General features: G+C 55.9%; 19 protein-coding genes, 1 tRNA gene and 4 pseudogenes. 14 read left to right on the top strand and 10 right to left on the bottom strand.

The genetic code is table 11. The annotated features are described in order from the left end of the window. Window positions 1-41 precede the first annotated feature (41 nt). The 3 genes from ACF8FG_RS02810 to ACF8FG_RS02800 all read right to left on the bottom strand — a co-directional run bounded on the left by ACF8FG_RS02810 (window position 42) and on the right by ACF8FG_RS02800 (window position 1,464). Entirely contained in the window at window positions 42-215 is a 174-nt protein-coding gene (locus tag ACF8FG_RS02810; RefSeq protein WP_008091951.1) for a DUF3094 domain-containing protein, read from the bottom strand. Between the two features lie 132 nt (window positions 216-347). Continuing rightward, window positions 348-977 carry a DUF1780 domain-containing protein gene (locus ACF8FG_RS02805; protein ID WP_003247546.1) on the bottom strand — a complete coding sequence of 210 codons (630 nt, stop codon included), beginning with the start codon at window positions 975-977 and terminating at the stop codon, window positions 348-350. Window positions 978-1,032: 55 nt separating this feature from the next. Beyond that, window positions 1,033-1,464, bottom strand: coding sequence for a hypothetical protein (locus ACF8FG_RS02800; RefSeq protein WP_014589598.1), 432 nt, complete (start codon window positions 1,462-1,464; stop codon window positions 1,033-1,035). Window positions 1,465-1,550: 86 nt separating this feature from the next. On the opposite strand from ACF8FG_RS02800, the gene ACF8FG_RS02795 reads away from it, so the two are divergent. Continuing rightward, complete coding sequence (locus tag ACF8FG_RS02795) at window positions 1,551-2,258, top strand: energy-coupling factor ABC transporter permease (RefSeq protein ID WP_076402508.1); 708 nt, start codon at window positions 1,551-1,553, stop codon at window positions 2,256-2,258. 176 nt (window positions 2,259-2,434) lie between these two features. On the opposite strand, the gene yacG is transcribed toward ACF8FG_RS02795, so the two are convergent. Genes yacG through ACF8FG_RS02775 form a run of 4 tightly spaced genes read right to left on the bottom strand, consistent with a single transcriptional unit; the run spans window position 2,435 to window position 5,332 of the window. After that, on the bottom strand, window positions 2,435-2,635 hold the full coding sequence (gene yacG / locus ACF8FG_RS02790) for a DNA gyrase inhibitor YacG (protein WP_014589600.1): 201 nt from the start codon (window positions 2,633-2,635) through the stop codon (window positions 2,435-2,437). Further along, window positions 2,632-3,255, bottom strand: a complete 624-nt coding sequence (coaE, locus tag ACF8FG_RS02785) for a dephospho-CoA kinase (protein WP_014589601.1) — start codon at window positions 3,253-3,255, stop codon at window positions 2,632-2,634. Before coaE ends, yacG begins: the two co-directional genes overlap by 4 nt. After that, on the bottom strand, window positions 3,255-4,121 hold the full coding sequence (locus tag ACF8FG_RS02780) for an A24 family peptidase (RefSeq protein ID WP_318075734.1): 867 nt from the start codon (window positions 4,119-4,121) through the stop codon (window positions 3,255-3,257). Before ACF8FG_RS02780 ends, coaE begins: the two co-directional genes overlap by 1 nt. A gap of 2 nt (window positions 4,122-4,123) precedes the next feature. After that, window positions 4,124-5,332, bottom strand: coding sequence for a type II secretion system F family protein (locus tag ACF8FG_RS02775; RefSeq protein ID WP_019437920.1), 1,209 nt, complete (start codon window positions 5,330-5,332; stop codon window positions 4,124-4,126). A 216-nt stretch (window positions 5,333-5,548) separates the two neighbouring features. Between ACF8FG_RS02775 and ACF8FG_RS02770 the strand changes: the two genes are divergently transcribed. The 3 genes and pseudogenes from ACF8FG_RS02770 to ACF8FG_RS02760 all read left to right on the top strand — a co-directional run bounded on the left by ACF8FG_RS02770 (window position 5,549) and on the right by ACF8FG_RS02760 (window position 7,513). After that, window positions 5,549-5,959, top strand: a complete 411-nt coding sequence (locus tag ACF8FG_RS02770) for a pilin (RefSeq protein ID WP_012051131.1) — start codon at window positions 5,549-5,551, stop codon at window positions 5,957-5,959. Window positions 5,960-6,030: 71 nt separating this feature from the next. Next, window positions 6,031-6,106: transfer RNA gene (locus tag ACF8FG_RS02765), tRNA-Thr, on the top strand. A gap of 251 nt (window positions 6,107-6,357) precedes the next feature. After that, window positions 6,358-7,513 (top strand): annotated as a pseudogene (locus tag ACF8FG_RS02760) (Fic family protein). A 1,195-nt stretch (window positions 7,514-8,708) separates the two neighbouring features. Here ACF8FG_RS02760 and ACF8FG_RS02755 read toward each other — a convergent pair. After that, window positions 8,709-9,564 (bottom strand): annotated as a pseudogene (locus ACF8FG_RS02755) (IS5 family transposase). 256 nt (window positions 9,565-9,820) lie between these two features. On the opposite strand from ACF8FG_RS02755, the gene ACF8FG_RS02750 reads away from it, so the two are divergent. From ACF8FG_RS02750 to ACF8FG_RS02740, 3 genes are all read left to right on the top strand, one after another. Next, entirely contained in the window at window positions 9,821-10,576 is a 756-nt protein-coding gene (locus tag ACF8FG_RS02750; protein WP_392518602.1) for a hypothetical protein, read from the top strand. Window positions 10,577-11,016: 440 nt separating this feature from the next. Beyond that, window positions 11,017-11,250: a hypothetical protein gene (locus ACF8FG_RS02745; RefSeq protein ID WP_392518601.1), complete on the top strand. Its 234-nt coding sequence runs from the start codon at window positions 11,017-11,019 to the stop codon at window positions 11,248-11,250. 71 nt (window positions 11,251-11,321) lie between these two features. Beyond that, window positions 11,322-11,999, top strand: a complete 678-nt coding sequence (locus ACF8FG_RS02740) for a hypothetical protein (protein ID WP_392485058.1) — start codon at window positions 11,322-11,324, stop codon at window positions 11,997-11,999. A gap of 591 nt (window positions 12,000-12,590) precedes the next feature. Here ACF8FG_RS02740 and ACF8FG_RS02735 read toward each other — a convergent pair. Continuing rightward, window positions 12,591-14,588 (bottom strand): CHAT domain-containing protein, encoded by a 1,998-nt coding sequence (locus tag ACF8FG_RS02735; protein ID WP_392518600.1) that lies wholly within the window; start codon window positions 14,586-14,588, stop codon window positions 12,591-12,593. Window positions 14,589-15,600: 1,012 nt separating this feature from the next. Between ACF8FG_RS02735 and ACF8FG_RS02730 the strand changes: the two are divergent. The 4 genes and pseudogenes from ACF8FG_RS02730 to ACF8FG_RS02715 form a co-directional block, all read left to right on the top strand. Further along, window positions 15,601-15,981, top strand: a pseudogene (locus tag ACF8FG_RS02730) (type II toxin-antitoxin system HipA family toxin); the annotation flags it as partial. After that, window positions 15,962-16,429 (top strand): helix-turn-helix transcriptional regulator, encoded by a 468-nt coding sequence (locus ACF8FG_RS02725; RefSeq protein ID WP_318075746.1) that lies wholly within the window; start codon window positions 15,962-15,964, stop codon window positions 16,427-16,429. The pseudogene ACF8FG_RS02730 and the gene ACF8FG_RS02725, both read left to right, overlap by 20 nt. A gap of 593 nt (window positions 16,430-17,022) precedes the next feature. Then, window positions 17,023-17,151, top strand: a complete 129-nt coding sequence (locus ACF8FG_RS02720; RefSeq protein ID WP_260441141.1) for a hypothetical protein — start codon at window positions 17,023-17,025, stop codon at window positions 17,149-17,151. Beyond that, entirely contained in the window at window positions 17,144-17,371 is a 228-nt protein-coding gene (locus tag ACF8FG_RS02715) for a hypothetical protein (RefSeq protein WP_014755271.1), read from the top strand. Before ACF8FG_RS02720 ends, ACF8FG_RS02715 begins: the two co-directional genes overlap by 8 nt. A 64-nt stretch (window positions 17,372-17,435) precedes the next feature. On the opposite strand, the gene ACF8FG_RS02710 is transcribed toward ACF8FG_RS02715, so the two are convergent. After that, window positions 17,436-18,821 carry a gluconate:H+ symporter gene (locus tag ACF8FG_RS02710; protein ID WP_318075752.1) on the bottom strand — a complete coding sequence of 462 codons (1,386 nt, stop codon included), beginning with the start codon at window positions 18,819-18,821 and terminating at the stop codon, window positions 17,436-17,438. Between the two features lie 430 nt (window positions 18,822-19,251). Here ACF8FG_RS02710 and ACF8FG_RS02705 point away from each other — a divergent pair, with 430 nt between their 5' ends. The 3 genes and pseudogenes from ACF8FG_RS02705 to ACF8FG_RS02695 all read left to right on the top strand — a co-directional run bounded on the left by ACF8FG_RS02705 (window position 19,252) and on the right by ACF8FG_RS02695 (window position 20,916). Further along, window positions 19,252-20,181, top strand: a complete 930-nt coding sequence (locus tag ACF8FG_RS02705; RefSeq protein ID WP_014589614.1) for a malate dehydrogenase — start codon at window positions 19,252-19,254, stop codon at window positions 20,179-20,181. Between the two features lie 118 nt (window positions 20,182-20,299). Next, window positions 20,300-20,551: pseudogene (locus ACF8FG_RS02700) on the top strand (Hcp family type VI secretion system effector); the annotation flags it as partial. Window positions 20,552-20,556: 5 nt separating this feature from the next. Beyond that, window positions 20,557-20,916 (top strand): hypothetical protein, encoded by a 360-nt coding sequence (locus ACF8FG_RS02695; RefSeq protein ID WP_318075753.1) that lies wholly within the window; start codon window positions 20,557-20,559, stop codon window positions 20,914-20,916. Window positions 20,917-20,933 lie beyond the last annotated feature (17 nt).

Raw genomic sequence — 20,933 nt, 5'->3', positions numbered from 1 at the left:
CGGCCGCAAACTGCACGAGGGGAGGGCGAGCGCGAAGCAGCTCATAGCACCAGTCCACTCAGCAGGCGGCTGATGAGACCCAACCCGATGGTCACGGCCAGCACCAGCACAAGGAGCAGCCACGGCCGGAAGGGCCTGCGCTCGACTTGGTGCTGGGGGGCTCGCAGATACTCATCGACACGACGCTGATCTTCCGGGTTCAGGCGGCTGGTCATGGTGGGCCTCGTCAGGTAGACGTTTGTGACTGCGCAAACGCTACAGCGTTCGCGCAGGCGCTTGAAACAAATGATAATGCTTTCTATCCCTGGCGCCGAGTGTACGCCATCGCAAACAGTCGCTGCACTGGATCAAAGACTGATGCCTACGTCGAAGACGATGCTGCGGCCCAGGTTACCGCGCAGGAAATCCGGCGCATCGGGGTGGGCAAACAGTACCCGGGCAAAGGTTGGCCCAACCAGCGACAACGAACGCCAGCCCTGGCGCAGGTATTCGGTAGGCGGCGGGAAGTGGGTGTTGAGGTCGAGCACTTCGCGCTTGAGGCTGGAGAACGCGATGATGTCCAGTTCGTTCAGCTCCAGCCCGCGTTCCCGGTAATTGTGCGCCTTCTTGCGCAAGGTGGGCGCCAGGCGCCCCAGCAGTTCGGTGGCACTGATGCGCCGTGGGCGTGCTTCGCGGCGTACCAGCTGCGCCAGGGAAAACGCACTGCGCCGCCGCTGCAGCTCCTCGCGCCATTCATCGTTCAGCCGGCGGCCCTCGTCGAGCACGAAAAACACCTCGAAGGCGGCGTCGCGGAACAGCACGTCTGGTGGCTCCTGCCCCGCCGGGGTGAAGTCCTCGCTGCGGTAGGGAATGTTCAGCCCCTGCAACAGGCGCTGGCACACCCAACGCTCCCGCTCCCACTTACGGGCGTTGGAGAGAAATGCATTGGCTTGTTCGGCCTGGATGGTAAGCAGGCGCAGGTAGTCTGAGTCATCCATGCAGACAAGCTTAGCCGCTAATCGATGACGGTAAGATGCTGTTTAAGCGTGAGAATCAGCCCAGCACCGGCCACTGCTGCACCAGCCCGACCAGATGCACCAAGCCAAAGCCCAGGCAGATCAGCGAACTGACCACGATAAAACGCTGCGAACGCCCGGTGCCCGCCAGCAATACTGGCCCCAGCAGGCCGCGTAGCAAGTACACCAGGGTGATCAGGCAAATGACTGGCAGCAGCAAGGGCAGCCGCCCGATCGCCCCGGCAGCCGACAGCGCATAGGCCGACCAGGCCAGCAACACGCAGGCGATGGCGGCGGTGATCAGCGCCGGGTAGCAGCGGCCCTTCTCGGCGGCCACCGCCATGCGCTCACCGGCCCCGAACAAACGGTACCAACGCGGCCCCACGGCGATGATGGCCAGGTGAATTACACCGATGGTGGCGTTGAGGGCCGCTGCCAGTAGCAGGGCGGGGTTGGTTCCTTCCAGCATGACCAATGCTTCCTGCATCGAATGGAAGCGTCAGCCTACCGCAGCCGAAGGAATGGGAGAAAGGGTGTAGACTCGGTTTTATCCACATGGCCGCAAAGGGTATTGTTCAGGTGATCAGCGCGCAGGTGTTATCCGGCACCACCCTTACCCTTGGCTGGCTGGGTTATGTGCCGTTGCTGATCTGGGCGGTCAGCCGGGTTCGCTGGGTGGAACTGTTTACCGACCGGCGCCGCCAGCATTTGCTGTTTGGCACGGTGTTCTGCCTGTTTGCGCTGTGGCTGGTGCGGCGCGACTTTGATACCGGGGTGTCGTACCACTTTATTGGCATGACGGCGGTCACCCTGTTGCTGGACTGGCCGCTGGCGGTGCTGGGTGGGTTCATGGCCCAGCTCGGCTTGCTGGCGCTGGGGCGTCAGGACCTGGCGGCGCTGGGGTTGAATGGTTTGTTGCTGGTTGGCTTGCCGGTGCTGATTACCGAGGTGTGCGCGGTATTGGTGGAGCGTGCCCAGCCCCGCAACCTGTTCGTTTACATCTTTTGTTCGGGTTTTTTTCCGGCCGCGCTGACCGTGCTGGTTTGCGTCCCCGCAGCGCTAGGGGTGTTGTGGCTGGACGGGCGTTTTGCCCTGCCGGAGTGGCTCAGCGACTTTGTGGGCTACCTGTGGCTGATGATGTTCCCCGAGGCGTTCATCAACGGCATGGTGATCAGTGCGCTGGTGGTGTTTTGCCCCGAGTGGCTGGAAACCTTCAACCGCACACGGTACCTGCAGGCGCCCTGGAAGGAAGATGAGCGGTGAATGTGTGGTGGCTGTGCCGGCCTCTTCGGGGGTAATGCACAGCACTCAGAGGTTGCACTCTCACTGTGGGAGCGGGCATGCCCGCGAACACGGGCGAAGCCCGTGCCATCCACTGCGGCGCCTGCTTCCACAGGTACCGCGCGGGTTGTGGGCCCGCGTTGTATTTGTGGATCAGCTCAATGCCGCGGCTCCAGGTCCCCCGAATACAGCTCATCCTCGGACTCTTCCGACCCCGGAATCTTGTGTTCCTCAGCCGCCCAGGCGCCCAGGTCGATCAGCTTGCAACGGTCCGAACAAAACGGTCGGAACGCGTTTTTTTCGCTCCATTCCACAGGCGCGCCGCAAGTCGGGCAATCGACGGTCAATGGCTGGCTCATGGCTGGCCTCCTTTCAAAGTCAGGTAAAAGTGGTGCAGGCGGTCAATCTGCTCATGCAGCGCGGCCAGGCCGCCGTCGTTGACCACCACATCATCGGCATGGCGCAGGCGATCCTCACGGGCCAGTTGGGCCTGAAGAATCGCCTGCACCTGCTCGGCGCTGGTGTTGTCCCGCGCCAGGGTACGCGCTATTTGCAGGTCCTGCGGCGCATCGATCACCAGCACGCGCTGGGTCTTGTGGTACTGCCCCGATTCGATCAGCAGCGGTGACACATACACCGCATATGGCGACTGCGCCTTGGCCAGATAGCTGAAAATCTCCTGACCGATCAGCGGGTGCAGCAGTTGCTCCAGCCATTTGCGTTGCGCCGGGTCGGCGAATATCAGCTGGCGCAGGGCGGCGCGATCGAGCTGGCCGTCGCCCTGCAGCACGCCCGGGCCGAAGCGCTCGACGATGCTGGCCAGGGCGGGGCGGCCAGGTTCGACAACCCAGCGCGCGGCCTGGTCGGCATCGACCAGGTGCACGCCAAGCTCGACAAAGCGCTCGGCAGCGGCGCTTTTGCCGCTACCAATGCCGCCGGTCAGGCCGAGAATCCAGGGGGTAAAGGCCGCAGTGGTCATCAGTATCCAAGCAGTTGCATGTATGAGGCGTATATTTCATCACCCCAGAGCACGGCAATCCACCCCGCAATTGCCAGATAAGGGCCAAACGGGATAGCCGTGCCCAAGGCATGCCGGCGAAAACGCAGCAGGCACAGGCCAACAAGCGCCCCTACCACCGACGACAACAGCAGCGTCAACGGCAGCACCTGCCAACCACCCCATGCCCCGATCAGCGCCATCAGCTTGAAATCGCCATAGCCCATGCCTTCCTTGCCGGTGACCAGCCTGAACACCCAGTACACCGTCCACAGGCTGAGGTACCCGGCCACTGCGCCCCACAGTGCGTCGGCCAGGGGCACATGGATGCCAAAGGCATTGACGATCAGCCCTAGCCACATGGTCGGCAGCACCAGCACATCCGGCAGCAGCTGGTGGTCCGCATCGATCAGGCTCAGCGCCAGCAGGCACCAGGTCAGCGGCAGAGCCAGCAACGCCTCTACCGAAGCGCCGAAGCGCCAGGCCACTACCAGCGACAGCAGCGCGCTGGCCACTTCCACTACCGGGTAACGCAGGCTGATGCGGTTTTTGCAGGACGAACAGCGCCCGCCCAAGGCCAGGTAACTGATGACCGGAATGTTCTCCCACGCACGAATCCGGTGCGCACAGTGTGGGCACCGGGAGGCGGGCAGGCACAGGTCGAAACGCGCGTGCTGCGTGGTCGGCAGCCCCAATACCTCTTGCGCCTCACGCTGCCATTGCCGCTCCAGCATGATCGGCAGGCGGTACACCAGCACGTTGATAAAGCTGCCCACCAGCAGGCCGAGCACCGTGGCAAGAGTCAGGAAATACGCTGGCTGTTCAACCAGCAAAGCCCATAAAGTCATGTTCAGATCAAACTACCCAACTGGAAGATCGGCAGGTACATCGCCACCACCAGGCCACCCACCAGCAAGCCCAGGATCAGCACGATGGCCGGCTCCAGCAGGCTGGTCAACTGGTCCAGCGCCTGGCTGACCTGTTCCTCGTAATGGCTGGCGGCTTTTTCCAGCATCTGGTCCAGCGTGCCGCTGGATTCACCGATGGCCGTCAACTGCACCAGCAAGGGGGGAAACAGCGGTTCACCTGCCATTGCCTGGTTCAGCCCTTGCCCATTGGCCATGCCTTGGCGCAGCCGCAACACCGCCTGCTCGTGCAGGTCGCCACCCGTTACCCGCGCCACCGTCCCCAGCGCATCCAGCAACGGCACCCCGGCGCCGTAGGACGTTGCCAGGCTGCGCGCAAACCGCGCCAGCGCGGCCTGCCCCAGTAACTTGCCAAACACGGGCAAGCCCAGCACCCGCCAAGATATCCACAGGCGCGCTGGCGCGTGCTGCCGGTAAAGCTGGCGCACGGCAACACCCAACACCAGGCCCATCACCAGCAGCAGCGGCGCAAACCGGCTCAGCCCTGTGGACAAGTTGATCACCCACTGGGTAAATGCCGGCAACGCCGCGCCCATGCCCGAGAACATGCTCTCGAATTTCGGAATCACCTCCAGCAACAAGATCGCCGACACCCCCAGCCCGGTCAGCAACAGCAGCAGCGGGTAGATCATCGCCTTGCGCACCTTCTTGTGCAGCACCCGACGCTGTTCCAGCATGCCGGCCAGTTGCTCCAGCTGGCGGTCGAGCGTACCGGACTGCTCGCCCACCCGTACCAGGTTGCAATACAGCGCATCGAACCATGCCGGGTGACGCTGCAACGCATCCGCCAGCCCCAGGCCCGAGGCCACATCCTGTTTCAATCTTTCCAGCAACGCCGCCTGCGCCGCATCGCAACCACTGCGGCCCATCACCTCGAACGCTTGCAGCAGCGGCACGCCGGCCTTGAGCAACGTCGCCAACTGCCGGCTGAACCCCGCCGGGTCTGCCTTTTCGCGCCGCTTTGGCAAGCTGAACGCCAGCCCGCTGGCCGGCCGCAAACTCGCCACCGTGATGCCCTGGCGAATCAGCCCGGCGCGCACATAAGCCGGGCTGCGCCCGGGTGTTTGGCCGCTGACCGGCGCGCCATTGGCGTCGGTGCCGTGCCAGCGGTAGAGAAGTGAAGATGAAGTCATGCAAAGGTCCTTGTTCAGCCCCGGCGACAAGCCTGGAAACAGCTTGCCGCGTCCATGCAAGGGCACGCGTCCGTGATGCTCACTAGAGTAGTTCAGCGAAGATGACGCCCGTGCGGGCAGGGGTGACAAAAGGTGTCTGTTCAGGCCTACTGCGCCGCTGCCGGTTGGGGCGCAACTGACCTCAATGTGTAAGCGAATCAAAAAGGAACTACGTTCATGAAAGGGCAACGCGGTATCACCCTGATCGAACTGATGATCGTCGTCGCGATCATCGGCATTCTGGCGACCATCGCCTTACCGATGTACACCAACCACCAGGCACGCTCCAAGGCCGCGGCCGGGTTGCTGGAGATCAGCGCGCTGAAGACGGCGATGGATCTGCGGCTGAATGATGGAAAGGATGTAGCGGATGTAGCCGCCCTTGGTGGCCAGCCGGCGACGGCGCATTGTGCGATCACGGCGAGTGGCAAGGCCGCAGATGGCAGCGGCAGCATTGTATGCACCCTGGTGGATGCGCCGGCCAACGCGCTGGGCAAGGCCCTGACCCTGACGCGTTCGGCCAGCGGCTGGGCGTGCACGACCGACATCGAGGAAGACCTGGCGCCCAAAGGGTGCAAGGGGGCTTGAGGGCAGGGCAATAAACCAGCGGAAACAGGGGTTTGCGTTACGGGTGTGAGCAGTGGTACGTTGCGCTACACGCCGGTGTAGCTCAGTCGGTAGAGCAGCGCACTCGTAACGCGAAGGTCGCAGGTTCGATTCCTGTCTCCGGCACCAGAATCAGTTGGCCTATGGCGATTTATCGCTACCTGGCACCAATAGAAGCCCGCCTTGTGCGGGTTTTTTTGTTCCCGCTTTTTTCCCCACGGATCTGCGTGTTTTTGACTTAACGGTTCGCAGTTTTCCACTTAGGGTTGGACGTATTTTTAGATAATGGTTAGCTGTCGATCAGGTTTTGGCCAGTGTTTACGGGGTGAGAACCGAAATTTTTCTAGATAATGATTTTCCCGTTTAGGGATAATTTTGAGATGCCCCAGTTTTCTCACCACGACCTGCAAACTACTGAACCCGTCCTTCGACTCGCCGCTGGTTGACGTTCTGGCCCAGCTCAAGTTTCTGCGCAGGCTGAGGCTGGAAGGGGACACTCCACCTCAGGTGTTCTTTCAGTTGAAGGCGCTGTTCCACACGCTGGAAAGCTTGGGCTCTGCTCGAATCGAGGGCAACCACACCACACTGGCCGACTACATCGACAGCAAAGTCGAAGGGAAGGCTAAGAGCACCGATCAGTTACTGGAAATTGCCAACATCGAGAAGGCGATGGATTACATCGAAGCGGTGATCGAGCCCGGTGCAGACCTGACAGAGCATACGATTCGAGAACTGCACGCCATGACCGTACTGGGGTTACGGCGTGAAGGCGATAAAACGCCAGGCGTCTACCGGGAAGGGGCGGTCAGGATCGCCCAGGCGGAGCATCTGCCTCCAGAAGGTGTGCTGGTGCCGCAGTACATGCAGGAGTTGGTCAGCTTCATCAATCGCGACGATTCCCCTAAATACGCGCTGATGAAGGTCTCCCTGGCGCACCACCGTTTCGGTTGGATTCACCCATTCGGCAATGGCAATGGGCGGGTGGTAAGGCTGCTGACCTATGCGCTGTTGATGAAGTACGGTTTCAACGTGAACACGGGTGGTCGGGTGCTCAACCCCACAGCGGTGTTCTGCAATGACCGGGACAAGTACTACACCATGCTAGGGCTTGCCGATACTGGCACCACAGCAGGGCTGGAGGCATGGTGTACCTATGTGCTGCAGGGCATCCGCGACGAATTGGAGAAGGTGGACAAGCTCACCGACTATGGCTACCTCACGAAGTGCATTCTGTTGCCGGCGGTGAGTTTTGCACGCAGTCGGGAGTGGATTACCGAGACCGAGGAACAGATTCTGGTCAGCGTCATAAAGATGAAGGTCGTGAAATCGAGTGACATTGCTCAGGCACTCCCCGCGCTCACGGCTAACCAACGGACTTATCAGATCAAGAACCTGGTAGAGCAAGGCATGCTTCTGCCAATCAACCCAGGTTCGAGGCAATACACCATTGGTTTTTCCAACAATTACCTGGTGCGTGGGGTCATCAAGGCACTGAGGGAGCAGGGGTTCATTCCAGAGCCACTCGACAGGCCGTGAATAACTGCAAGATCGTTACTAATTCAGCTTTAATTCGCCTCCTTTCGTGGACTTTAATGCCCGGATGTAAGCACGATGCTCAAACATTCCACGCCCTGTGTGGGAGCGGCCTTGTGTCGCGAAAGGGCCGCAACGCGGCCCCGGCAATTCTTGCTCCACCGCGGAACTGTGCCCTGCAACACAGTTCCCTCTCCCCACGAAACCCTTTCAAGATACGTCGGAGCAGCTTTTCAAAGCATGCGCAGCCGGGCAGTCGAACAGGTATCGCTACCCGGAACATTACCCCGTACCTGTGTGAGCCAACTGTCTTGCTCAATTTCTAAAAGCTAGCGCGATCCCTGTGGGAGCGGGCAAGCCCGCGAAGGGCTGCAAAGCAGCCCCAACCAAGCCGGAAAACATTAACTGACTGGCATTAGGGCTTGCCCGCGAACACGGGTGAAGCCCGTGCCATGCGCCGAGATACTGACCCGCCATACGCACGTATAAAAAACAGTGCCAATGCAATTTTCGTCAGCGACCTGTGGTACGAGCCCTGAAAGCCCCCGGCAATGATTTTTGGTGTACTCCCCAAGCCGGTAGCTCGCACGTTCACTACCCATGTGATGGACGCCTATTCCAGTACACAGCTTTCGTGCGCCAGACGTTCTCTCTTTACTTCGCGGTCCTGCAGCAACCTATCCGCTTGGGCGAATATTGCGCCAACCTGTGCCCGTCTCTTTCTCCTGGAAAGAGACGGGCGCTTCTAGCACTGCTGCAGCCCTCATCGCACTTGGCTTTGCGGCAATCCCCCTCGTGACAATCGGCGTGACAAACGCCGATGTCACCAGCAACAGCCACGTAGATGATGGTGCCGCAGACCAGGGAATGGACTGCACCTGACTGACAGTCAGGCATGCCCCGGTCATCGCATTGCTGCGTTTACCCGGCTCAGGATCTTCAGGCGCTGGTCTCGTCAGCCAGTGCTGCCTCCACCCGCCCACCGGTAACGGTGTTTAGGAGGCCAGATCATGAGATGCCCTTGCCCTTGCTCTTGGTCGTAAGGAGCCGCCAGTCCCTCGTTAGAGGACATCCCCACAGTTAGCAGGGGCCTTGATTCCTGATAACACTCAGCATTCTTGGCGGGATGACGTGGGGGACGATTCTGTGGCTGCAGATGTTGAGTGGCCTAGCGAGTGTGGCTATCTCAAGCAAGGCCTTAGGCTCTGTCTGAAAAAAGCCGTCGCATACACCGCATGACACAAGCCAGCGAGACCATTGCGGCATAACTTTTCGCGAGCTTGTCGAAGCGTGTGACGATTCGGCGGTTCTCTTTCAGCCAGCCAAACATGCGTTCGATGATGTTGCGCTGTCGGTATTTGGGCCGGTCGAACAGTCTGGGTAGGCCAGGCTTGGGCTTGCGCTTCATCGAACGCAGCGGAATGACGGGTGCATTCGATATTGGTCGCAGTAGCGGCGTAGCGCTTCGGCGTCGTAGCCCTTGTCGGCAAGCAGCCATTTACAGCGCTTGCGCGGGCGGCCACGTTGGCTCGATGGAATGCTGACCTCGTCCAACAGTGGTTGTGCGTAGCTGATGTCACTGGCTTGACCGCCAGAGAGAAGGAAGCGCAACGGTATCCCGTTGGTGTCGCAGAGCATGTGGATTTTGGTTGTCAGGCCGCCACGACTGCGGCCTAGAGCGTGATCGGCAGGCTCGTCAGGCCCCCTTTTTTTCGCGCTCCAGATGAAGCACGGGTTGCTCTAACAGCGGTCGAATCGATCATCCAGGTGTGGGGGGCGATCAAGCCTTTGTCATTGAGTCTGAGGTGCAATCGCCTGAGCATCTGATCGAACGTTCCGCGGTTTCGCCAGACTCGGAAGCGGTGATAGACCGTCGCCCAAGACCCGAAACGCTCGGGCATATCTCGCCAGGCTGCTCCTGAGCAGAGCACCCAGAGTACACCATCGAGCATCAAGCGGTCACTGTTGCGGGGCCTGCCCCCGACGTGGACTGCCGTAAACAGATCGGCGACCACCGCCCACGCTTCATCCGAGAATTCATAACGCTTTGCCATCACAGAATTCCTTTCCGTAGATGGTCGGCGACTGTACAAAACCCAGGCTGTTCCGGGGCCACATTTCAGTTTCTTGGAATTTCAGACAGAGCCTAGAAATGTGGCACACAGTGTTCACTTTTGAAGTCGATAAACGGAGGATTTCGGCTGGCAGAATGCGATTCACAGCTGATCCTTAGGAGCTGGCGGGTAAGGGGGAGCCATCAGTGGACATCATGATGGCAAAAAGATAGCCTGCGCTTAGGAGTGAGCAGTCATGTTGCCTGCTCTTAGTGTTGATAAGTATAAAACTGCACATGGATTGAGTATGATTTACCTCGGCGGCACGGATTTTTATATCGACGTACCGAGTCTGCCTCGGCACGAATTCGAACAATACTCTACTAAATTGTTTGATAAGTGGGAGGTGTATGTTGAAAGTGCACTAAAGATTCCAGATTATTCACTTGCGCTTGAGGTTCAAGAAGGGTCAATAAAGGGCGGCGCTAAAATCGCCGCTACCCTTGGCGCACTCTATTTTGGTATAGGCCAGTACGGTTCGTTTATTTCAGGGCTGCAAACTATACAAGCTCAGGTAAGCGCAGTAGGAAGTTTTTTAGCTGCCCAGGCCGTTACACCTTTTTCTTATGATAAAATCAAACCAAAAACTAAGAAGTACAATGGCTCTTTGGGTGAGTTGCAGCGGTTGTTTTATAAGGTTCAGAGGGGAGAAATTACCGCTGAGCAGGCAATGCTGAAGGCTGAACTTATTCTTGGTGATGAAGTAAGGTCTGAGCCGCACTTCATGGCTGAACTAAAAGACTCATTTGAAAGCACGCCTCTGCTAGCTACGCAACTGGACTTACCTCTGAATAGTATCGGGCAAGACACCATCCTCCAAGCTGACAATAAGATGCGTAAGCCGCGCTTGCCACGACCTAAGCCTGAGCAGCCTATTGGTCAGCAGTTTCGTGTGGAAGTTTGGCGGGACTCAAAAAAACAGAAGAGAAAAGTGCGAATAGTTCAGTTGTAGCCAAAAAGGGGACAGCCAAAATTGGCTGATTATCACCCTTTTTCACGAATGGCTGCTAACGACTCGAAGCTGTCGTTTGAGAAGCGCAGAAATCAGCATGAAAAACTTTCTAGGGAAGATGATTGTGCCTCTCGCGAATAGTAATAAAGGAAAAAAGCAATTTCCTAGAATTCGCTCGATAAACCTAACCACGTGGAACATTACCTAAGCAGAAAAAACTGATTTAAATGGCTGGGTACTTCACGTTGCATTTTTTAAAATTATACACCTATCTCCGGTTGGCCTTTTTTCTGTGCTGATATGGCAACGTTCTCTTGGGAGATCTGGTAAAATACCAAGAATATGTGTAATATCTTTATGGTAGAAGAAGATAGCTGCGCACGAAATGCTTTATTATGACTCTAGATTTTTAAGTTAAAAATTTAAGGGAGTGTGAAATCTTGGCGAAAAAATACACCTATTCAGTTTCCGTGATTCGCGAAGGGCGAGACCGCGATTATCGTGATTTTTGGGATAGAAATCAGCGTGTCAACGAAAGCGGAGAAGTGCTTCATTCGGATTTGGTCGGATTTACTGAAACGGTAGATGCGAATAATCTAAATGATGCCATTTCAATTGTTGAGAAAAAATATCCAAACTTAAGGGTGGTTCGAGAATACTCTAGCAAGCTTTGATTGGCTATCTAGCAGGTGCGGTTTAATTTGAATGTGTACGTTGAACTTTAGTAGATACTGAGTAAATAGTAATGGACTACGATCGCAAGTTGGAGAAGTTTTTTTTCGAATATTTATTGTCTATAGGCTATCCAAAGGAGTCGATTGCCTATCAGCCGGGTATACAGCCTGTGCGGCACATGCAATGTTACAGGCCAAGCTTTGCACTCATAGATCCTAAAACGAATGAATATCTAGCAATTGTGGAGGTCAAGGAAGCCAAGATACATGAAGAAGGTCCGGGTGGCTTTATTTATGAAAATATGATTGACTATCGAAAGGCTCTAGGTGCGAACTCAGTTCCCGTATTCATTGTGTCTACTGATTTTAATGACTCATCTCCATTTCTGCTTCATTCGTTTAACGAGCAAGGAGAGATAAGTGTAATCGACCACACTCTGTTTCCAACATTTGAGGCGTTGGCGATCAAGGAGCAAGCAGACAGGAAAGCAGATCTTAGGGTTCGGCGGGACAAGGCGAGTGAGAAATTCACCGTAGTTTGTTGGAGTGTATCATTTGTTCTTTTTGTGCTAGTGATTGGCGACTTCTACGTTAAAATAGAATACGATCGAGATATGTTAACTGCGGAACGTATTAGCTTGATTGGCGCGGCTTTAGCGTTGATAGTTATACCTTTTGCTCAAAAATTTAAAGGCTTGGGTATCGAATGGGAGAAGATCGCTGGTCCTAATAAGCAAGAAGACGATTAGTCATTACTCCAGCCTTGCTTCAGGTAAGGCATGAAGGTTGTCGTTCAGTGATCACGATCTGACTATCAGTGCAAAGTGGCTTTGGGCCGTCTCTGTTGGCGAGGTAGCAGCGTAGGCTAGCCAGGCGCAGAGTGCCACGATGTGCACGCTGAAGACTTCACTCTCGTGATGAGGCATGATAATCGGTCGATCACTCAATATTCTCTAAAACTCTTGTAATTCATGAGGCCGTACGCCCTCTATCAAGCGGTTCACGAGCATGCGCATTCTGACAAGGCCCAAGGATCTGCACGGAAATCCCGAATAACTAAATCGGCGCCCCTCGAAAGCTGAAGGCTTTAGTTTTTCGAGCCCTCTATGGAAAGGAATTCTGTGATGGTAAAGCGTTTCCAACAATCGGATGAGGCCTAGGCTATGAACGCTGAGTTGTTTAACGAAACGCAAGGCCGGGGCGGTTGCGCTTAGATGGCTCTCGCGGAGTATCGATTCTAAGCATTGTCGCTCCACCAGTTGCGGATTATGAGTGGGGGTGGTGATCAACGCATCCCATCAGCCACGCCCTACTTATACTCCGGAATATGGAGTGTCGATTTATAAAATAATATTTATAAGTTCAGGTCTGCCTTGCTGGCTATAAAGCATGGTTTCCATGAGCGGGGTGTTATCTTTGATCATTTCGAGTAGTGCTTCGGCAGATGAGCCAGACGCTAGAGCTGTTTCTTTCAGAAGTTCATCGTACCAGTCCGTTCTCATCGAGTTGATGCGGGAATTAGCATTCATGTGTATTTCAAGATATTGCTCTGGTGTAATAAGTTCACATGTTTTATGAAAGTAGCGCAGGGCATCTGTCGCATACGACATTCGCATAAAGCTCGCTATCAAAGATCTCCAGGTTATTGCTTCATATCCAAGCTTTTTTATGGCAGGTAAGAAAGCATCAATTCTATAGATAATTCTGCTAATAAAAGCAGAAGAAGCTTTTGCATCAACAGGCAAGAACGTGCCAATAACACTAGATGCTCCAGACCGGATAAAGCCATTCGCAACAGTTACATGAGAGCCAGTGATCGGTGCTGTTGAGCAGGCACTCAACATTACGATCGGCGGAACACGAGCTTGATCAAATAGTTCCCAACTATTCAGTTTCTCTTTTCCTATTTGAAGCCATCCTCCCCCTTCGTTCCCGCTGTGGTCGCCATGACAGTCAAATATGACTATTGCACCTTTGAAGGCGTTCAGGGCATGTTTAACTTCGGCGGTGGTATTTACATCCTTGAATGTGATTCTTGTCCCATTTTTAAGAGGGAATATATTGATTCCGGTTTCGAGAAATTTTTTTATTCTGTCATGATTTTGAAAGGAACGAATTACTAGAATGTCTTTCAGTAAGTCTGAGGGTATATTCTTTGAATATCCTATTGCGCTTTGCTGTAGAAGCATATTTCCAGGGGTCATGCATATCTTGCTTACCTCATGGCTGATCATGAGTGGAAGTTTTCCAAGATAGATCCATTCAAGTGGCGCATCGCTACAGAGCTTTAGACTTGAAAAACGGCTTGCTATTAACTGTTCAAGTTGCGGGCCAATTTCTGATTGCATGGAGTCTGATAAGGCTTTGAACTTAATCTGTAACTGTCGGGCTGCTTTTTGATCGCCGCGTTTATGCAGGAACTCGATCTCCTTAAGCTCAGCGGTGTGAAGGTTAATAGCGTTTGGCAGGCGAATCGCTGGGATGCATTCGCTGCTGGCGAGTAATGCTATCGAGTGATTTGTTAAGGCAAGTTCTGATTGCCTCTCGTGTAAGATTTCACCGAGATAGGGTATCTTGTAGGGGTTGAATACAGGCTGTCCAACAGGGTGGCTGATACCGGAATATCCAGGATTCTTAATAAGTCCATTCTTTATCATGTCCTTTTGCCATCTTTCTGATAGCTGGCGAAGTATCTGGTTCCAGAGGTGTGAGTTTGTATTGTATAAAAAAGCCTTAATGGCTGGCGCATAAACTATAGCTTCGCCATGTTTTTCGCCTAAAGTGCTTAGTAGGGATTCTACACTTTCGTTAATTGCTGCTTTAAAATTTTCTATTTTGTCAGCCTTGATTCGACGTTCTTCATTGTACATAATTCCAAGAGAATAGTGAACTAAGTTATTTGCTAGAGTTGATCCTGATCCGTACCCAGGGGTGCTTGCCTTACGTGTGTATGTGTCTCTGAGTTGTTTTGGTGATATTTCGCTGCCAGCTAAGGTTTCAGCTTCTTCTATTTTTTCTAGGATCATACGATCCAGTAAGTGAATAGGATTTTCGATTTCGTCGAATGGTATTTTTAGGGCTCCTGCTGTTTCTTTAGTAGTGGCAATGATAGGACGAATTCCTTGCCCGAAATCTATGTCAACTACTTTTTTGGCTAGTGCGCATGGCGTGATTATTATGCAGAACCTGTCCTTGGCTATTTCTGGGATCATATCCAGAAATCCATCGCCTAAAGTTATTACTTCGCGGTGCACTCCATCTGCTCTACGCGAAATAAGAGCTTCTTGCTCTAAAAAAATTTCGCCTGTGTCAAATGGGGCAGTTGCGGCTGTTGTCAACAGGGAAAGAAATTCCGAGTTGGCTAGCGTTCGGCACCACCCTTGGAAAAGAGTCGCGTCCTCACTTGTTGGTACTACTATGATGTACAATATTCTCGACATAATGGTGCCTGTTTTTTGCTTAAGTTTAATAGTGGTTTTGCTAGGAGGGGCTGAAAATTGTTAGCCTTGGTAGTGGTGCCCAAGGCTATAGTTTATGCGCCAGCATAGCAAATTAAAATGCTTGTTCGCTTGACATGTGGTTGCTATCAAAGAGAGCAAGATTGTTTTTAAATAACCTTGCAGTAGTGCGGAAATATTGTTATCGAAGACTCTCATCGCACCGCAATTCGACCTCAGGGTTGTGTGCTGTCAGCGCTGCTTACGGCGGTTGGCAATCTAGAAGTAAAAGGATAATTTTAGAGACAAAGTGCTCTACCATGAAAAATAATACCCAGTGAGATCAGCTACTTTCGTTTTGATACGATTCCTGTCTCCGCACCAGAAAATTTGGCCGATGGTGATTTTTGCTATCGGGCCATCAATGTAAGCCAGCCTAATGCGGGCTTTCTTATGCCTGTCTTTTCTCATCAGGCCTGCAAACCTCGGACTTAGCCGTTCCACCCCCCTGTAGGAGCGGGTTTACCCGCGAACACGGGCGAAGCCCGTGCCATCCACCACCTACCCAGCGCAATTAAACATAGTCCTATAACCCAAAGGCCGAGTCACATGCAGTTCCTGCTTCCCAGGCGCAGTAACGACCTGTAGCACCCACCGACGCGCTGTGAATGCATAATCGGTAGTGTGGTGCCGGTTTTGCCCGTGCTTAAGCTTTTAATCGGCAAAATATTGCCGATTCCAGTCGTGCGCACTAGTTTAATCGGTATTCAAATGCTGATTAATGGTGTCGCGATGCCGCTCAGACTCACGATCCTGGCTTCTCCGATGGCGCATGGCGCGAGGCAGCGACACTCTCGGTTGAGAACCCCGAGCGTGTTGCTGATGGAAGCTGCCTTGTCGCCTACGCCGACTACTTCATCGCGATCTGCTGAACCGCATTCTAGGGAACACCGATAACCACGGCCGCAACACCTCCATCATGCGTGTGGGTGGGAGGTTTCGTTATGACCTCGCGCCAACGATCCTGGATGAAGAGGGCATCACACGGACGACGAAGTGGGCGGCGGAGCGCAAGGGGTCTTCCAATTGGCGCTACAACTGCGCTGAGCTTATTGGTTACACCGATCCCGATGTCCTGCTGCAACGGTTGATGAATGCGGCTGAGGCATTCAGGGCGTTGCCCGATCTGCTGACCGATGCGCCTTAATCGATGCACAATGCAGCCTCTCTACCCGTGAATAACCTAGATAAACGACTCGTAGAGTGGGGACGCGATGAAAAAATTACAGCCTGAAGAGCGCGCCCAGCTCGTAGAGGATATCGTCAAGCGCAACGCGGCCGGGCTCGATCCAATAGGGGCATCCATCCGCCGTCTACGGCTCGAAGTCACCGGGCTTGACCAAGAGACCTTCGCGGCCATGTGCAAGATGTCCACGAAAAGCCTGTACGAACTGGAAAGCGGGAAGTCGAATCCGAAGCTCAGCACTTTGGAGGCCGTGCTGCGTCTCTTTGGTGTGCGGATGGGGATGGTGATGACTGCCAAAGATAAGCCCACTGCAACGCTCGTCGGCAACACGGTCGGCCAGTTGAAGGTTGGTGGGCCAATCGCTGTGGCCGCGCCGCTGGCCAGTTCCTGCGTGGTGGCCGGACCGAAACGAGGGAAAAGCCCTGCGGCAGCCAAAGCGAAGAAGGCAGTGTCGAGGCCGGCATCGTCACGGGCACGGAAAAGCAGTCAGGAATAACTACAACTGGGATTCATCAAGCGATTCGGATTATCAGCCGGTTGGCCAGTGAGCAGTGTGGGAAGGTGTTGGAACGCGATGGCCAGGAGTTGGAGGGTTAGGCGAGGGTGTTGATTGGCCAGGTATCGCATGTTGCGCCTGGCCTAGTCTGCTGAAGGCCGTTGAAGGATTATTCCAGTCATGTCGGGGTATGGGGCTGCTGCGCAGCCCTTCGCAGGCAAGCCAGCTCCTACACGGACCGCATTTATCCTGGGAAGTACATGTGACCTGTGGCAAGCCGTTTTCCTACGGCGCGCGTTGGCTATTCGTGCCCCGAGAAACTTGCGAAAACAGCCACCCAGGAATAAAGTCCCTACGTCGCCGAAGCATCGGCGATGCGACCTTGGCCGGTCGGAATCGAAAGGCGCATCAGCGCCCAATCTTCATCGCAGGCGCTTTTTTGTGCCCGCGATGTTGCGTTATGGCGGTGGTGCGCGGGACACCTTCGGGTGTGCCGGGCTCCTTTCGTCCCGGTCGGCCAACCCGCGTACTGCTGCCACCTTAACTTGCTTGGCCGCGAGCGGTGGCAGTTCCATCACGAAAGGAACTCATGCATGACCACCGTAAATCCGTTACAGATCCGCGTATCCGTTCGCCGCCGTTGTTCTTCGGCGGCGCTGAGTGAGCTCGCCGGCGGCAAACCTTTCTTCACCTCCGTCCACCCGGAGGCCCGCCATGTCTGACCAAGAACGCCTCTCCACCATCCAAAGCTACGCCTGGACCCTGGAACTGCTAGGCGAAGCCCTGGTCCAGCACGACGAAATGCTCGAGTGCGAACACAACCCGCGGCTGAGTTTTCGCAACACGGCCGGTATCCATCAGGCGATCCGGATCATCAGCCGGTTGGCCAGTGAGCAGTGTGGGAAGGTAATGGAACGAAGCGAGCAGGATCTGCAGCGTTAGGCCAGATCGTTGCTCGAGGGTGGGGCCAGATTGGGGCTGCTGCGCAGCCCCCGTTGACTCGAGTTCAACCTATGGTGATGGCCGCATTCAACATCAACACCACCATCAGCCCAACCGCCGCCACAATCGACTGCACCACCGAAATGGTCTTGGTGGCTTCGCCCATGGTCATGCCAAAGGATTCTTTCACCATCCAGAAGCCTGCATGGTTCGCATAGTTGAAGAACAGCGAACCGCAGCCGATGGACAAGGCCAGCAAAGGCAGGTTGAGGCTGGGGTCTGCACCTGCCAGCGGCGCCAGCAGGCCGGCAGCCCCTACGATACCGACCGTGGCGGAACCGGTAGACACCGAGAGCAACATCGCGATCAGCCACCCCAGAATCAGGGGAGGGAAGGCAGACTGCTGGGTCAGGTGCACAATGGCATCGCCAACCTTGGCGCTGGTCAGCATCTCCTGGAAGGCACCGCCACCGGCAATGATCATGATGATCGAGGCAATCGGCTTGAGGCTTTTGCCCAGTGCATCGCGCAGCTGTTCGGCGTCGCCGCCGCGCGCAAGCACCAGGCTGGCGCCGGCGAACAGCACGCCCAGCAGCATGGCGATCAGCGGGTTGCCCAGGAAGCTGGCCAGTTCCAGCAGCGCATTGCCTTTGGGCAGCAGCATCTCGGCAACGGCATGCACCAGCATCAGGATGGCCGGCAGCAATGCGGCCAGCATGCCGACCATCACCCCGGGGCGGGGTTGGCCATCGGCTTTTTCAGCCAGTGTGAACTGGTCCAGCAATGCCTGATCGGGCCGCGTGTTCATGCGCGGTGAAATGAACATGCCGTACAGCGGGCCGCCCAGGATCATTGCCGGAATGGCAGCAACGAAGCCATAGAGCATGGTGGGCCCAACCGAGGTCTTGAGCACGGCGATGGCGGTCAGGGGGCCAGGGTGCGGCGGTACCATGCCGTGCATGGCGGCAAGCGCCGAAATGACCGGCACACCTACATACACATACGACGAGCCTTTGAAGCGCGCCTTGCTTTCCAGTTTGCGCGCCACGCTGAATATCAGCGGCAGCATGATCACCAGGCCGACTTCGAAAAACATGGGGATGCCAATGACAAAGGCAACCAGCATCATGGCCCAAGGGATCATGCGGTCGGAGGTGCGCTTGAGGATGACATCCGCGACCTGTTCCGTGACGCCAGCGTCAGCCAGGATCTTGCCGAGCATCGCACCCAGCGCTATCACCACCCCCACTGCGCCCAGTGTCTTGCCGGCGCCGGTGAGCAGGTGGGAGACGATGCTGCCTGGCGCCATATGCGTCGCGAAGCCCACGCCAATGGACACCACCAGCAAGGCCAGCAGCGGGTGCATCTTCAGGCGCGAAACGATGAGCGCCACCAGCACCAGAACACTGGCCAATGCCGTCAGTAATAGCTGTATATCTAAGGGAGTCATTCAAGGAATCTCGGTTGGGCTGGCGCTCGGCTGCACTCAGGGTTTGAAGGCGTGACGGGCGTTTCTACGGGGCATGCAGGTGGCTGCCGTTGGGGCTGCTGCTACGGTTTCGAGGAAGGGAACGCGGCTTTGCGCTAGCTGCCGCTCACAGGCGGGCGCCTGGTAACGGAAGGTGGGCAGCAGGGAGGCGTGGCGCTGAGGCCGGTGGGCAGTGGTGTGGCGACAGGGCGCTTGGGCAGCATGTTCATTGGTTGATTCACCTTGTTGTATGGTCATCTATATGAATCTGGCCAAAGTATTCGCGCTGCCATGGAATACTGTCAAGTGAAGGTAGTCGCATCGTCTTGGGTGGCCATTTAGCCCCGGCAGGCAATACTTCTCTCTATACGCAGGCGTGTTCCTGGTGGCGCGCGCCGCTGGGAGGTGTCTGGTGAACAAATTAACGATTGTGGGTGCCGGCCTGGTCGGCGAGGCGGCGGCGCAGATCATCGCCCGGGATGAGTTGTGCCGTGAGCTGGTGTTGATGGACGTGCAGGGTGAACTGGCGCAGGGCAAGGCGCTGGACGTTTGGCAGGCGGCGGTGGATTCAGGTTCCGATACCCATGTTCACGGCGGGGCCAAAGCCGAGATGCTGGAGGGTTCCGAGCTGGTGGTGATCACGGCGGGCGTGCCGCGCAAGCCCGGCCAGTCGCGCCAGGATGTATTGAGTACCAACCTGCCAATCCTCGACAGCATCATGGCGGATATCAAGCACCACGCGCCGACAGCGACGGTGCTGGTGGTGTCCAACCCGGTCGATGTGCTCACCTATCGTGCCTGGAGCGTCAGCGGGCAGGGGCGCGACAAGGTGTTCGGGCAGGCGGGGGTGCTGGATACCGCGCGCATGAAGTGCTTCATCGCCGAGCAAACCGGGTTTTCTGCACGGGATATCACGGCGCTGGTGCTGGGCGGGCATGGCGACAGCATGGTGCCGCTGATGCGCTACTGCCAGATCGGCTCGGTGCCGCTGTCGCACTTCCTGTCCAGCGAGCAGATCGAACAGATTGTCGAGCGCACCCGTAAGGGCGGCGGCGAGATTCTGGGGTTGAAGAAGACGGGGAGCGCCTGCGATGCACCGGGCGTGGCCATTGCGCAGATGGTCGATGCGATCGCCAACGGGCGGAACCGTATTTTGCCGGCGGTGGCGATTCTCGAGGGCGAGTATGGGCGAACGGATATCGCCATGGGTGTGCCCTGCGTACTGGCAGAGAAGGGGCTTGCGCGGGTGATCGAGTTGCCGCTGGATGCGCAGGAACAGGCGATGTTCGACCACTCGGCAGACCAGGTGGCGCGGGATATTGCAGAGATGAAGGCGTTGTAGGGCTTGAAGCGTCATGCATCGGGTGTGGCGGCTCGGGCAGTGGGGGAACACTTTGCCTCCGTACCTGTCACACCCGTTCATTGGGGTTCGGACCCACCATTACCAAGGAGAGGTAGGCATGGCCTTTGACGCTTTCATCCAAATCGACAACATCGCTGGCGAAGCGCTGGATGTGCAGTACACCAACTGGATCGAGATCAATGGCTACAACTTCGGCGTCCATCAAGGCACCTCGGCTACCGCAAGCTCTTCCGGCGGTGCAACATCGGGACGTACCACCTTGACCAACTTCACGATCACCAAGTTTCTCGACAGCGCGAGTTGCAAGCGGCTGGAAGCCAGCTGCTCGGACCCGCATATCAAGGAAGTATCGGAGTGAATGAAGTTGAGCCTGGGCTAATTGCGATTCTGATTCTTGCCCCCATGATGCTGGCGATGGTCGTACAGTGTTTCATCGCACATAAATACACCGAGTACTACGAGTCGTTCCTAACGCGATGTAGCTTCGTGACCGGCAATAAAATTACGTTTCAACATGCAGGCCTTCTGGGCAAGGTCATGCGTACGGGGTTGATCTCCATGGTGCTGGCTGTACCGAGCCTCTTCGTGCCCAGGGGGTTGATTGACTTCGATGAAGTCAAACGTTTCCCCTCAAGCATGAGACGACTGCTGGTGAGTCTGTTGGTCATTCATATCCTGCTGGCCACCGCGCTGATTATTTTCACTTATGCGTAGCCTGGCCGCTCCTGCAT

It is taken from the genome of Pseudomonas sp. YQ_6, assembly GCF_043103245.1.
GTDB lineage: Bacteria > Pseudomonadota > Gammaproteobacteria > Pseudomonadales > Pseudomonadaceae > Aquipseudomonas > Aquipseudomonas alloputida.
This window is presented reverse-complemented; position numbering and strand designations above follow the sequence as displayed.